This window comes from Ruminococcus sp. YE71 (genome assembly GCF_900119155.1).
Lineage (GTDB): Bacteria > Bacillota > Clostridia > Oscillospirales > Ruminococcaceae > YE71.
Genome location: NZ_FPIR01000002.1, coordinates 118813 through 132461, shown reverse-complemented (window position 1 = coordinate 132461; position 13649 = coordinate 118813). Strand labels below are relative to the sequence as shown.

Sequence of the window (13649 nt, the reverse complement as noted above, 5' to 3'; positions counted from 1 at the left end):
CTCGCAAGGGACACCCTTCTGAAGAAGGGTTCTCCCTTGACCCTTCCTAAGACTTTTGAGATGCCTGCGTTGGTGCTTTAATTACAGAATGCGTCGGTGTAGCATCTTATTTCCGTGAACAGACCCTTGTCTGAGCCGCTTATCACTATTTTACTGCATTCCTTGCCGTTTATCACAAATCCGCTCTTGCTTATCCTTACCAAATCACACAGCTCTTCGCCCTTATACCCCTCATACTTGAAACCGATATACTGCCTGCCTCTCTGACTGTAATCCAGATAATACGCAGGCTGACGGCTCAGATCATACAGCCACTCACTGTCCATCGCATAATACTTCCTGCGCTTTATATGCCTGTCCGACGCATAACTGCTCGACGCATGATAGTCATAGTTGCCGCTCGTGCCCGCCGAATAAACGTCCGAAAGAATGTTCCCCAGCCTTACTCCGCTGCCCGCCGCAACTATCCTGTCCGAACTGTACGTCCTGTCACCGCGGTTGCTCGGCGGCGTGCAGCGTACAGTGTTGTTCAGATAGATGTAAGGCACTGTGTTGTAAGCCTTCTCCGTGTAGACGTGCAGCGCTTCCCACGCGGTGGTGCGGTCGTTGATGTAGATGTAGTTGACCGTCTGCGTCCCCGACTGATACGATACTCCCGGCACTCCGCACCGCGCCATTACCGCCCCGAGGTCGGGCTGCGTTATCATTCCGGGCTCCGAATAATTCTGCCCCAGCTGCTTCGACATACCGTAGGAAGTCAGCTTTATCACGCTCTTTCCGCGCTCGTTCAGACATTCAAAGATGTCCGCCGTACCCCAATGCAGATACTTCGTGCCGATGTAGAATCTCACTTCCGCCACCGACTGTGGTCTTGTCTCCCCGATGAGTTCCGCCTGAAACAGCGTGTAAGGCGTGTACCTTTCCTTCTCATACCGAAAGCTCACGAAATTCCTGAATTCCTCAGTGTCACCGTTCAGATAGGTCAGTTCGACCATAGGTTCATTTGCCATAATTGTTACCTCCATTTTCTCTTGTTCCCGTCCCCCGACCCCCGAAAACGTAAATATCAGCTGTCCACTTCCGCGAGCACCATCTCACAGACCGCGTACTGCTCCCCCTCGTCCGAAGCGACCGTTCCGCTCGTCAGCACGAGGTTCGGGTAAGCGTTCCCCTCGACAGTGACCGTAGTTTTCACATTAGCCAGCGTTTTCATCAGCGTAAGGTAAGTCCCGACGCTGCTGTGGTGAAGACGTGTCCGCATGAACACAGTCATCCCGTTTGCAGCGGCAGCAGCTCTGTAAACACCGCCGCCGAACAGCGCAGTCTGTTCGACCTTCCCCGTCACCGAGAACCTCACTGTCTCGAAGCAGTAAGTCACGCCCCCGATAACCACTGCCGAACCGACACCGACCGCCGTCATCTTATCACCTCCGTAAGAGTCACGATATACGAGACTGTAAAAGTCATTTCACGTTCAAGGCGCCCAAGGGTGATGTTCCTGCGAAACTCACCCAGTTCAGTCTTTTTAACGATCATATCGCTGCTCATATAAGCCCTGCCCGCGGCATTTTCGCACATATTTGCGAGGACATCCGCATCTGTGAAGCCCTTAGCGGAGCCGAGCATTCTGACCTTAACAGTAACTTCGGCCCTGCATTCGGAAGCGCTGCCGCCCTTAAACTGATCGAGCGATTCCTTTGTGACCCGCATAAAAGCGGGGTAATAGTCTGTCGTCCCCGAGGGCACCTCGCGGATATCCCCGAGGTATTCGATCTTAGGAACGAACCCTGCGGAAGACAGACACCCGCCCACAAAAGTGAGCGCATCAGTACAAATCAAACAATTCCCTCCAATCCAAAAGCAAAAAAGCGAAGAACACCAAAGAAAAAGCCAAGTCAAAATAGCAGAGAACGCCAGAGACCAAAAAAGTTTAGGAGGGGTCCGGGGGAGACCCTTTTCAAAGGGTCCCCCCGGCAGGGGCACGGGGACAGAGTCCCCGTACCCGAGAGGTCGCTCTGCCCCCAAGCGCACACCCCCCCACATAAAATCGGCAAATCCCAAGAAAAACGACCCGAAAGGCGCCAACCGAGAAACCCAGACCACCAAATCAAGAACACGCGATTTGCCGATTTTATTTTCGTGAGAGAGCGCAGCGATTCGAGCGAACCCCCCAAAATCGCGCCAGCGATTCTCCCCGCCACCCCAGACTTTTCCCCCCAAAAAACTCCCCCCCTGCCCCACCCACGCCAAGACCCACCTGACCACCCAATGCACCGCTCCCGAACTTCGTTTCCCGCCTCATGCGGAATCGAGCGGACCGGCGAACCCACCTCTTTTGTGCTATCTACACTTTTGTGCTTTTTTATATTGCTGCGAACATGAAGTCTCCATAATCCGCTATGCCTGCAACACACAGCATCCTTACAGCCTGCTCTCTTAACTCCCTCGCCGCTTTCACAGCTTCAAGATCTCCACACGCCATCTTAACTTCCCCGTTTTCACTCATCACAGGTCTCTCCGTCACACACTTCTCGGTCACATACTTGTACGCCGCAACTGCCGCCGCCGCATACTCACATAACCCCCTCTGAAATTCACTCAGCTCAGCCGCCGTTACCGTCAGCTTCGACAGCACCGACGCCGCTCCGCTCCCGATAAGCGCTTCCTGCGCAAATTCCGCTGACCTCAGACCCGTGATGCGCAAAAACTGCTCCACTATGTTCTCGTAGTCGAGATACTCCATCCTATCACCGCCCGCTTATCAGGTCGATGCAGGCGCCAGCTTCTTCACAGCACCGCTCGTCAGTACCGAGAAACCGCACAGCACCGAAGCCGCGATCTCGTCACACTGGTTCGAGATCAGCTTGTCATAGTCCACGATAACGTCCGAACCAAAGACTACCTCCGCCGCACACTTCGAGTCAAGACCCAGCGCAGTGTCCGCAGTCATTCCCGAACACTTGATGAGCGTTACACCGTAAGGTGTCACTACCTTGCCGCTGCTCATGAAATCGGTAACACAGTACTTCATCTCGTTCAGCGCAAGGATCTCCGCCATGAGCCCGGGGGCACAGAGCATAACGTCCATGTCATAGTCCGCCATCGAAGCCCAGAAGCTCGCCAAAGTGCCGTAGCTGATGCTTCCCGAATAGGTCACGGGTGTGAGCCCCGTGCTCAGTGCGCTGATGCAGGCATCGTTGATCGAGCGCGAGATCTGTGCGCCTAAAGTGCGCAGTATCACGCCGAACGCCTCGATCCTCTGCTTACGGATGGCCTCGTAGGAACAGCTGAAACGTCTGCCGTACTTTGTCAGCGCCGAAGCCGAACTTGCCAGCTTCACGGTAGACTGCGGCAGGTTCGACAGCTGGTTCGCAGTAGAACCGCTGTCCACCTTGGTGATGGTGAACGCCCTGTAGTCCAGCGAATCCGTCTTGGTCTCGGCGGCAGTGATGTCGGGCAAAATGCTCGCATCGTCCATGCCTGCCTTAACCTGTCTGCGGATGTACTCGGGGAACAGCACCGCGCTCTCGGTCGAAAGGAAGAACTTCTCGACCTTGTCGCAGCCCGCGCCGCTCACCTTAATGTCGAATCTCTTCAGCTGTCTCTCGTAAGCGTCCAGCCCCTCGAACTCCGTACCCTTGTACTCGCCCGACGGGTCAAGGCTCTCCAGCGCCTCGGTAAAGCTCTTGCCTGTGATGGAATAAAGTCCCTTTTCAAGTTTGATGTCGTTATACATTCTCATTTCTCCTTTTATAATAGTATAGTCTGTATCTCGGTCTCCGACCGCCCCTGCCGAAGAAGCACGACCATCTGTGCAGGAAAGCGTTCGTACCGAATCCATTCAAAACCGTGCTCTTACCGCACTACTTCCTGAGCCTGAACCTTCCGTCGGGCTTCTTCCCGCTCTCGTCCTCGTCTTTGAGAAGCATACCTTTCAGCTCGCCCACATCCGCGTTCTTCCTCGTCTCCTCCTTGAAGCTCAGCAGCTCGCCGACGCTCATCGTCATGCACAGCCGCTTCACCGTCTCGTCCGAATACGCAGGCACGCAGAAATGCCCGAGCCTTACGATCTCCGCGATGATGTCCCTTCTCGCCAGCGAAACGTCCGCGCTGGTCTCCGCAAGTTCCGCCCTCAGCGCCTTGACCGTATCGCCTTCTCTCTCCTCCGAGAGCGATTTCGTGATACCCGCCTCAGGCTGTGCAGGCACCGCCACGAACGACCACTCGTAAGCGTCGGTCACCCCGTCGAGTATCACCTCGCACCTCTTGCCGCCGTAGTACATTCCCTTGACGTGACTGCAAGGCTTGTGCTTCATATCCGCGCCGCACAGACTGCAAACCCTGCGCTTCACCGCGCAGCTGACGCTGACCTCTTTCTTGATGCCGCCGTCTATCTCCTTGATAAGGTCGGCGTTTGAATCCGTCCGCATCATGTATGCTTTCGCCGTGACCGCCGTGTAAACCTCACCCGCGCCTGTTCTGCGCTCAGGCTCGCGAACCACCTCCGCGGCATATATCCTCGCCGTCTGATTAGCCCCCTTCGGGTCGTGGTCGAAGATGCCCGTCTTTCCCACGAACAGCTCCGCCAGCTTTTCAAGCGCCCCGATGCTGAACCTCTCTCCGTCGCGGTCGGTGCGGTTGTCGCACAGCTTCACGGGGAAGACGTACACCTCGTCCTCCTTCAGCTCTCTGCGGGCCAGCCTGTTGATAAGCTCCATGTCCTTTTCTCCGATGTTCATGCCATCCCTCCTTTCAGTCTTTCCTCTATCTCCGCCGCCTGCGCGTTGTACAGTCTCGCCCTTGCAAGGCTCTCCTCATCCTGCAAGTTAACGTTGTCCCAGACGATGTCCACCTTTTCGTCAATGCCGCGCATCGCGCAGTGCAGTCTGATTATCCTCATCATCACCTGTGTCAGCAGACGTCTGTAGTAGTCTATCTCACTCGTGAGGATATCCGCCTGCTGACTGCTCATCCTCTCCGTAGTAGACCAGCTGAGCCCCAGCATGAAAGGCGGTATCGACAGCTTTGATACCATCTGTTCAAGTATCTGTCTGACAGGCACATTCGTATCGAGAATGACCCCGTCCGCGCCGATGACCTTGATCTGCACGTCCCCGACCGCGACGAAATCCTTGATACTGCCGCATTTTGAAGCCGCCATACCGTCCGACCACTGTCTCGCGATCTCCTGCGCCCTCTCCTTTGCGAACTGTGCGTCCCCCTCGCCCGAGGGCTTGTAAGTAACGGCGTATCGCACATTTCCTGCCCTTTCAAAATTCTGCCCCACGGTCCTGAATATCCTCGTGATGATCTTCCCGAACACAGGCAGACCCCTCAGCAGTGAGTTACCCGAAGGATTCTTCGGCGAAGGGTTGAGCGCGGTATACAGCAGTCGGTTCTGATCGGGCAGGCTGACCCTGTCCCCCGTAGGCGTGTAAGTCAGCTCTATGCCGTCGTTCCCGTGTCTGACCCTGTAGTGTGTGCAGTCGGCGCAGTACAGACCCGCGATACCGCGTGTATTCTCGCTGACGAGTATCTCGCCGATAGCCCTGCCGTAAGTCAGCAGAGAGTCAAGGTACATCTGAGTAAACGTATCCAGCGACCTTCCCGAGATACTCACAGGCAGTTCATCGAAGAACCTTCTCAGCTCTTCCTCCACCGCCTTATCCTCGCACACGATATTGAATCCGCCCGTCAGTCTGACGAGCTTCGTGATAGCCGCGTCGATAACAGGCACCTGTCTGCGCAGTTCCTCGTAGAGCCCCTCTTCGAGCAGTCTCGTCCCCAGCGCGACCCTGAACCCCTCATTCCGTTCCGCCCCCGACGTCACCTCCATGAACGCAGGGCTGTTTTTCCTGAAAATCGTAAGCAACACTCCTTCTATACATATATAATAGTATACTTGCGCTTGGTTCTCTGTTCTTTTTCTTTCTGTTTCCGTTTTCTTTGTTTTGATTCTTGATTCTTGGCTTCATGAGTGCGGGGCTCTTTGCGAGGGTTGCACCCTCGCGCACCCGTTTTTTCAGAGGTATGCCTGCGGCAGAAACTGCTCTCTTGTTTTTATGTTTTGATCGGGGAGATGGGCTCTCTTTCTGCTTTTCTGCCGCAGGCATTTATTTGAATGGGGCTGCCGCCCCATACCCTGCCAAGCGCGATGGCGGCGCTTGACCCGCCTATCCTCTGGCGAACACGCTTCGTTTGCTACTGTCTTTCCAATGCCATCACGAAGAAACCGTCATCACTCGGCTTCGTTATCTCCCCGACAAAATACCTCACATCATCCATCGCATGGTCGTTCTCCTTCAACGGCTTGTCCGCCGCCGCACCGTCATCCCATCTGTACAGCCCAAACTCCCGTATGCAGTCACCGCACTCAGCCCCTATCCGTACCGAACCCGAACTCAGCGCGTCCGCTACCCGCCTTATGCCGCTGACAACATCGTTCTTCGCCTGCTTGACCCTGAACTTCCCGTGCCGCTTCACACACTCGATGAACGAGGCAGCCGAAGGGTCGCAGATGACACACTCTATGTCCCTCCCCGAACATAACCGCTCCAGCCCCGCATAGTGCTCCTCGTCCGTCCTCTGCATCCCCTCGCGCCTCGAATCGAAGTAGTACTCGCTTATCCTGTACCATACTCCCCCCGAAAGCCCCCACAGCCCGAAGCTCGAAGGGTTCACCGTTCCGTAGTCGCAGCTCACTATGTGCCGCTCCCAGCTCTTCGGAAGCTCCTTCGCGATGCACCTCTCCCCGAACATCGGGTAGATGAGACCGCTCACATCGCTCCACTTTCCCAGTACGAACCTATCGTAGAACGCCCCCGTGTACATCCTGCGATAACGGTCTTTCACTCTTCTGCTCAGCGAAGGGTTGTCCTCCATCGTGAAGTGCAGATGCAGAAGGTGCTTCTCCCTCGCCTTGTCTATCCACTCTCGCTTGAACCAGTGACCGCTCGACTCGGGATTGCAGTTGAACCATATCTTCGAGCCGCTCACCGAACACCTCGCCACCGCCTGCTCGACGAAACTCCGCGGCATCAGCGCACACTCGTCGAACAGCACCCCCGACAGCGTCATCCCCTGTATCAGCGACGCCGAACTCTCGTCCCGTCCGCCGAAAATGTAGTACCTGTTTCTCCTGCCGCCGAAGCTGATGTCGATGAAGCTCCTTGACACCTTCTCGCTGAACGCCATCCCTGCCTGTTTCGCCATGCCGCTCAGCACACCGACGATGTTTCTCCTCACCGAACCGATGGTCTTGCCGCATATCGCAAAGTCGCGCCCGCTGAAATGCGTCATCGACCACAGTACGAATGAGAACGCCATGCACATCGTCTTTCCCGAGCGTACCGCACCGTCGCAGATTATCCCGTCAAGGTCGTTCGCATACGGCTGCTTCCACCAGCTGAACACCAGCTTCTGCTTCGGCGAGAAATTCATCACCTCAGCCAAAAGCATCCTCCTCTTTTCCGTATATCGCCTCGATAAGGCTCTTTCCGCTGCCCTCGTCCCTGCTCTCCTTCTCCGCTTCGCCGAGGATCTCCAGCGCCTTCACCCTGTCGAAGAACTTTATCTCCACCCCGTTCTTCCCGACCTTCAGCTCCTGCACCCCGAACAGGTCGCTCTGCTCTATCATCTCCGCCGTGACCTCCTCCGCGAACGCTATTCTGAAAGCGTCGTTGTTCCGCCCGTAAGCGATGCGCCTCAGCCCCTGCTCCGCAGGACAAACGACCCTCCTGCTTTTGAGGAACGCGATTCGGTTGCGCACCGTCCCGTTGGCCAGCATCCTCACGCCCCCGACAGCCGCCTCGATCCCCCTCGAAGCCCCTGCGAACACCGCCGCCTCGTAGGCATTCCCGCACTCCGCGAACTTCGCCGCAAAATCATTCGGATTAATAGCCATATTCATACCTCCTTCTCTGTCTGCCCTTCTCCCTCGCCGCCAGACTCGGCGTTTCGGGCGGCTCGCTCCCGATCTTCAGAAGCTCCCCCGCCGTCCGTCTCAGATCCCAGACCTCACCGCGAAGCACCCAAAGCCTCTTCTCCAGCATTGGCAGCTCGCTCGGGTCAGGCTTCGATGCAATAATATTCTCCAGCTCCCTGACCCTTTCTTCGAGCTTGTCCGCATCTTTGTAGTACTCTTCACTAAGTATTTTTGCCGTATTTGTACCGCTCATTTTTACCTCCTTTTTTTGTGAATAAATCACGCACGCGACCCCGCACAGACCCTACAGGCGCCTCTTGACCCACCGTCGGACCTCCTCATACGAGCTGTGCTTCTTCCTCTGCGCGAAGTTCACATCACTTCCCTGCTTCCGTAATCTATTATATCCGTAAATTCCCGAAAGTCAAGCCTTTCAGCAAAAGATTGTGAACTTCAACAAATCTATGTTCACATTTTCTGACCATCTGCATAACTCCCGAAGAATTACATCCAAATAACACACCGGTTACAGAGAATTTACAGCCCAACTTTTCGTACACCCTCCGAAAAGTGACGATTTCGGCTGTAGAATAAGTCATTTTTGTGTAAACTGAGGGAAAAATAACGGACACTTTGTGCAATTTTGATGTTGCAATCAGAAAGAAAGTATGGTATAATATATGTACACTCGATTTGTGGGATATTTTACGGACATAAAAATATAAACCCTCGGGCATACATAAAAAACCGCCCGAACAGTCCGAAATTTTCCTCATGGATCGCCGTGTGAGACTTGTGTAAAAAAACAGACCTCTTTGGCATAAGGTGCGCATTACGGGACAGTTGTCACCGTTTGGAGAATGTGTACACCGAACCTGTGCCCGATCGCAGAGGATCTGTTCGTTCCCGTAAGTGTCCAAACTTTCGGGAGAAAGGAAAAATTATGGAGAGCAGGAAGCTGGAAAGATTGTCAGAGCTGACTGCCGTATCTCGCAAGCGTGAACTGACCGACGCGGAAAAGCAGGAGAGAGAAGAACTCCGCAACGAATACCGCGCCGCTGTTACAGGCTCGCTGCGCGCAGATCTGCGGCAGCTGACGATCGTGGAACCCGACGGAACTACGCATAAGGTCGTTCCCAAGTCGGGCAAAGAAAGCAAAGAAACGAGCGGGGAGGTATAGAACTTGGCTGGCGTATCAAGACAGAAACAGAAGCTGCTGCAAATGGAGCAGCTCTTCTCTCAGAGAACAGATGAGACCCACGCGATTACGGGCAATCAGCTCATCGACATCCTAAAGGAAATGGGTATTAAGGCTGAGAGAAAAACTATATATGACGATATCGCAACTCTCTGCGACGCAGGGCTCGATATCAGAACGACCAAGAGCGGTCACTCGAACGCTTACTATATGGCTTCGAGACAGTTCACCGATGAGGAACTTCGCATCCTCGTCGATGCCGTCGCTTCGTCCAGATTCCTGACTATCAAAAGGTCGGGCGAGCTTATCCGTAAGCTCCAGAAACTTACCAGCGAATATAAGGCTCCCGCTCTCAGACGAAACATCCACATCGAGAACCGCACCAAGTCCTCGAATGACCAGACCTACAACATCGTCGATACAGTCAACGAAGCTGTCCTCGCCGATAAACAGGTCTCCGTCACCCTCAGCGAAACGGGCGCGGATAAAAAACGTCAGGGTCGGCGCACAGCTATCTCGCCTTTCCTGACTGTCTGGGAAAATGAGCACTACTATATTATATGCAGGCTTGAAGAAGAGAACGGCGGCATCGTCCGTCTCAGAGCCGACAGACTTTCCGACCCCGAGCTGCTCGACAGAAAACGCGAAGGGCTCACTCAGGAGGAAGAGGTCGCGGCACGCAAGCTCAAAGCTCCCCTCGAAAATCATGAGGGTCTCGAAGAGAAGATCCGCATCCGCTTCGACAAGTCCATCATCGACGACGTTTTCGACCGCTTCGGCGATAAGGTCGCGGTAAGACAGGAGAGCGGAAACGACCTCAGCGTCGATGTTTCGGTGCAGCTATCCGCAGCATTCTGGGGCTGGCTCTTCGGCTTCGGCGAGAGGGCGGCGATCACTTCGCCGAGCTTTGTCCGCGAAATGGCAGCCGAACGCCTCACTTCGATGGCAGTTCGTTACAAAAACGATTAAGACTGCTTGAAAATTGGTTACATACCCCAAGGAAAATATTACAAATTGTAACACATATCCGCCAAAAAGGTTAATATTGTCGCATTCTTGACACCGTTTTTGTTTGGTGTGTACATAAGAACCAAAACTTAATGGTTACGATTTGTGATTAATGCCAATTGCAAATATGATAGACTTGTGATATAATATACTCATGATTATCAATGGGCAAAGTGTAACATCCCCATGATATATTCGCAAAAATCTTTTTAATGGAGGAATTTTAAAATGAAAGCATCTAAGATTTTAGCTGTACTTTCCGCATCTGCTCTTGCAGCTTCCATGCTCACCATGGTTGGCGCATCCGCTGCTACTGAAGTTGCAAATTCGGGTTCCGTTACCGTTACTGTTGCTGAAGGCAGCGAGTGGTGGACTCAGGAAGCTATCACTCTCGCAGATCTTCTCGGCGACGTTGATCCCGCTGACGTTGTAGGCATCGAGTTCAGCACCGCAGGCGATGTTGATTTCCAGATCGGTTACAACAGCACCGAGCTTCAGGAAGGCAAGAAGGAAGGCGACGATGGCGCTTACTGGGTATCTACTTCCAAGGGCAAGGAGTTCACCCTCACCGATATCGACTTCAACGCTGACACCTACTTTGTATCTGTAGTAGTAGGCACAGGCAATGTCGGCGATTCCGCAGACGTTGACTGGAACGTACTCGTAGACAACGGCGAAGAGGAGTCCACTTCTGAGGTTGATTCTACCGAGTCCACCGAGTCCACCCCCGACGTTGAAGTATCTCTTCCCTACACTGTAGACACCGAAGAGGGCTACGCAGGCGACTGGGCCGGCGACGGTCTCATCCCCATGAGCGTTATCAACGCTGTTCCCGAGGGCAAGGATATGAAGGTTACCATCTCCTACAAGCTCGAGGACGGTTATGATTACTACCTCGCAGGCCCTGCTTCCAGCACTACCGGCTGGGGCAAGCTTTACAAGGAAGGCAAGCAGGACTACATCACCGGCGTTGACCTCAAGAGCTCCTTCTCCGCTGAAGACCTTGAGAAGCACGGTCAGGAAGTTGGTACTCCTGTACTCCAGAACGACGGCTATTTCGTAATTTATCCCGCTGGCGGCACTCAGCAGGAACTCACTTTCAACGTAACTGCTGACGGTATCGCATTCCTCAAGGCTCAGGCTGAGAAGTATGAGGAAGAGGGCGGTCTGCTGTTCCAGGTTTACGGTGTAGACATCACTGAGGTTACCGTAGACGTTCCTTCCGAAGAGGAAGACAACTCCGTTGTATACGAAGTAGGCGAGGGCATCTCCTATGACAAGCCTCTCCACTTCGAGCCGACCGATCTTGAAGAGGGCGTTGAGTACACTTCCGCTACCATCAACCTCCACGGTCTCGGAACCGAGAATGATCCTGCATACTGGAATGACTGGTGCGCATACAAGATCATCGTTACCGACGCTGAGGGCAACAAGACCTACTATGCAGTAGCCGGTCCTGAGGTTGGCTGGGACATCACTGTTGAGGATGCAGAGAAGGAAGAGGACAAGATCATCATCCCGAACGCTGACGTTATCAAGACTGAGAAGGGTACCGGTAAGGTAACCGTTGAGACTCCGTTTGCTGCTGGTTCTTCCATCGACATCGTAGCTCTCGGCTGGAACGACACTGCTGAGTCTTCTGCTTGCCCGTACATCATGTGCGATGACATTGCAATCGGCTTCAACAAGGTTGCTCCTGTAGATTCTTCTTCCTCTACTCCGGATTCTTCTTCCTCTACTCCTGATTCTTCTTCTGAGGTCGTAACTCCTACCACTTCTTCTACAGCTTCTACTACTTCCACCACTTCTTCTACCAAGAGCACTACTTCTACTGCTGCTGGTAAGACCGACACTAACCCGTCCACCGGTGCTGCTGCACTCGGCGCTGTTGGTGTTCTCCTCGCTGGCGCTGCAATGGTAGTTTCCAAGAAGAAGGACTGATCCAAAAACACATTGACCGTTAGGTCATAGCATAAAGCCTCCCGAGTGATCGGGAGGTTTTTTTGTGCCCTGTTGCAGACAAAAAGTTCGCCCGACCCTGTGAATGGGTCGGGCGATATATTGCCGCGTTCTGCTGCTCCTTTGTTCTTACTGCTTGTAGTTGTTTATTACTCTGATGATGAGGTCGTACAGCTTCTCGACTTCGTAGCTGCCGATGATCGGCTCAAGGTGCGAGCCGCCGATGCCCGAATCGTCGGTCAGGAACACGTAAGTTCCGCCCGTCACGATGGAGATCGCGCGTCCGAACAGCTCGGTGGAACGGTCGGCGTTCGAGGAAACTACAGGCACGAGCCTGATGCCCTTCTCCGCCGCAGCCTTGGCCGCCTGCAAAAGCATCTCTTCCTTGCCGTCGTGGGGCGGCGCATCGAAGATCAGGAACGCGATCTTCACGCTCTCCTCGCTCCACTCCGCCTTCACGATGGACTCGTCCAGCGCCTCAGCCACCGCCTCGGGGAAGTCTCCGCCGCCGTCAGCCCACTCCTTGTTCAGCAGTGCCTGCAAGTCAGAAACGTTGCTTGTAAAGGGATTGGTCTTGACAACGTAATCGTCGCCCTCGTCGCGGTAGAAATTCACCGCATACTTGATGTTGTCGGTGCCGACAGCCTGAGTTATCGCGGAGAACTCGCTCTGGAGGAAGGTCATCTCGTCGCCCATGGAACCCGTCGTGTCCACGATGAACATGATCTCGGTCTCTTTGTACAGCTTGCCCGCGTCCTCGATGACCGCCGAGACCTCGCGGCTGCCCGACATCTCGCCCGACTGCTCGTCAGAAGTCAGCGCCTTCACCTCGAAAGTGCTTGTGGCGCCGCCGCTGACCACCTCGACCTTCACGCCGTTCTGACCGAACAGATACGCCGTGCCGTTCTTGTCGGCGACCGCATTCCAGATGACCTTTCCGTCAGCGTCCAGCAGGCGGACCTTCGCGTTGGGAACCGCCGCGCCGTCAGCCGTCGTCACCGTCACCGCCGTTCGGAATCGAGGGTCGATGCCGAAGCTCGGGAAACCTATCGCCTGCGAATTCACCAGATTCGTGAAGAAGCCCCAGTTGAGATTGTCGTTCCACTCGCCTGCGGTCAGCTGACCCGCTTCGGGAAGCTGAACGGCGGCGTCGCCATTGGTCTCGCCCGAGGGTTCGGCATCCGCGCCCTTCGCCGCATCGCCCTCGGCGGCGGCTGTCAGACCGTCCATCGCGATATCCGCCGTTTTCATGTCGCCCTCGGCGGCTTCGGCTGTGAACTCGCCGTCCGCAGTCTTGCCTGCAAAATCCTCGGCGGTCTCAGCCTCGGGTGCAGCTTCGCCCGCGTCGTCCGCCTTCACATCAGCCCCGTTGGATGCGCCCGCATCGCTCTTGAGCCGCGGCGAAGGACCCGTCGAACCTCCCGAGTTGTCGGATGAACCGCAGCCTGCCGCTCCGAACATAACTATTACTGCCATTAATGCGCTTAAAAATCTTGTTTTTTTCATGGTAAACGCCTCCTTTACAAATAATGACGGAAAACATCGGGCAAATATTACACC

15 protein-coding genes are annotated in these 13649 nt (G+C 54.6%); 3 read left to right on the top strand and 12 right to left on the bottom strand.

All coding sequences use genetic code 11. The annotated features are described in order from the left end of the window. Nucleotides 1-77: 77 nt before the first annotated feature. The 11 genes from BT142_RS02355 to BT142_RS02305 all read right to left on the bottom strand — a co-directional run bounded on the left by BT142_RS02355 (nucleotide 78) and on the right by BT142_RS02305 (nucleotide 8177). A complete protein-coding gene (locus tag BT142_RS02355) occupies nucleotides 78-1010 on the bottom strand; it encodes a hypothetical protein (RefSeq protein ID WP_072416597.1) in 933 nt (310 codons plus the stop codon). Between the two features lie 56 nt (nucleotides 1011-1066). Continuing rightward, a complete protein-coding gene (locus BT142_RS02350) occupies nucleotides 1067-1420 on the bottom strand; it encodes a hypothetical protein (protein ID WP_072416596.1) in 354 nt (117 codons plus the stop codon). Next, nucleotides 1417-1839: a hypothetical protein gene (locus BT142_RS02345; RefSeq protein WP_072416595.1), complete on the bottom strand. Its 423-nt coding sequence runs from the start codon at nucleotides 1837-1839 to the stop codon at nucleotides 1417-1419. The genes BT142_RS02350 and BT142_RS02345 overlap by 4 nt, the downstream gene beginning before the upstream one ends. 523 nt (nucleotides 1840-2362) lie before the next feature. Further along, a complete protein-coding gene (locus BT142_RS02340; RefSeq protein ID WP_072416594.1) occupies nucleotides 2363-2743 on the bottom strand; it encodes a hypothetical protein in 381 nt (126 codons plus the stop codon). A gap of 18 nt (nucleotides 2744-2761) precedes the next feature. Then, nucleotides 2762-3736, bottom strand: a complete 975-nt coding sequence (locus BT142_RS02335) for a phage major capsid protein (protein WP_084659288.1) — start codon at nucleotides 3734-3736, stop codon at nucleotides 2762-2764. A 127-nt stretch (nucleotides 3737-3863) separates the two neighbouring features. After that, entirely contained in the window at nucleotides 3864-4739 is an 876-nt protein-coding gene (locus BT142_RS02330; protein ID WP_072416592.1) for a hypothetical protein, read from the bottom strand. Continuing rightward, nucleotides 4736-5875: a serine/threonine protein phosphatase gene (locus tag BT142_RS02325; RefSeq protein ID WP_242871901.1), complete on the bottom strand. Its 1140-nt coding sequence runs from the start codon at nucleotides 5873-5875 to the stop codon at nucleotides 4736-4738. Before BT142_RS02325 ends, BT142_RS02330 begins: the two co-directional genes overlap by 4 nt. Then, nucleotides 5805-6113 carry a hypothetical protein gene (locus tag BT142_RS18955; RefSeq protein WP_072416590.1) on the bottom strand — a complete coding sequence of 103 codons (309 nt, stop codon included), beginning with the start codon at nucleotides 6111-6113 and terminating at the stop codon, nucleotides 5805-5807. Before BT142_RS18955 ends, BT142_RS02325 begins: the two co-directional genes overlap by 71 nt. Nucleotides 6114-6201: 88 nt before the next feature. Beyond that, the gene (locus tag BT142_RS02315; RefSeq protein ID WP_347497626.1) at nucleotides 6202-7443 is read right to left on the bottom strand and encodes a PBSX family phage terminase large subunit; all 1242 of its coding nucleotides are present in this window, start codon (nucleotides 7441-7443) and stop codon (nucleotides 6202-6204) included. 1 nt (nucleotide 7444) lies between these two features. After that, nucleotides 7445-7903 carry a terminase small subunit gene (locus BT142_RS02310; protein ID WP_175444875.1) on the bottom strand — a complete coding sequence of 153 codons (459 nt, stop codon included), beginning with the start codon at nucleotides 7901-7903 and terminating at the stop codon, nucleotides 7445-7447. Then, nucleotides 7893-8177, bottom strand: coding sequence for a hypothetical protein (locus BT142_RS02305; protein WP_072416588.1), 285 nt, complete (start codon nucleotides 8175-8177; stop codon nucleotides 7893-7895). The genes BT142_RS02310 and BT142_RS02305 overlap by 11 nt, the downstream gene beginning before the upstream one ends. Before the next feature lie 690 nt (nucleotides 8178-8867). Between BT142_RS02305 and BT142_RS02300 the strand changes: the two genes are divergently transcribed. From BT142_RS02300 to BT142_RS02290, 3 genes are all read left to right on the top strand, one after another. Then, on the top strand, nucleotides 8868-9104 hold the full coding sequence (locus BT142_RS02300) for a DUF896 domain-containing protein (RefSeq protein WP_072416587.1): 237 nt from the start codon (nucleotides 8868-8870) through the stop codon (nucleotides 9102-9104). 3 nt (nucleotides 9105-9107) lie between these two features. Then, on the top strand, nucleotides 9108-10091 hold the full coding sequence (locus BT142_RS02295; RefSeq protein WP_072416586.1) for a helix-turn-helix transcriptional regulator: 984 nt from the start codon (nucleotides 9108-9110) through the stop codon (nucleotides 10089-10091). A 267-nt stretch (nucleotides 10092-10358) separates the two neighbouring features. Next, nucleotides 10359-12071: an NPXTG-anchored protein gene (locus BT142_RS02290; RefSeq protein WP_072416585.1), complete on the top strand. Its 1713-nt coding sequence runs from the start codon at nucleotides 10359-10361 to the stop codon at nucleotides 12069-12071. A gap of 147 nt (nucleotides 12072-12218) precedes the next feature. On the opposite strand, the gene BT142_RS02285 is transcribed toward BT142_RS02290, so the two are convergent. Next, nucleotides 12219-13595 carry a VWA domain-containing protein gene (locus tag BT142_RS02285; protein WP_072416584.1) on the bottom strand — a complete coding sequence of 459 codons (1377 nt, stop codon included), beginning with the start codon at nucleotides 13593-13595 and terminating at the stop codon, nucleotides 12219-12221. Between the last annotated feature and the right edge of the window lie 54 nt (nucleotides 13596-13649).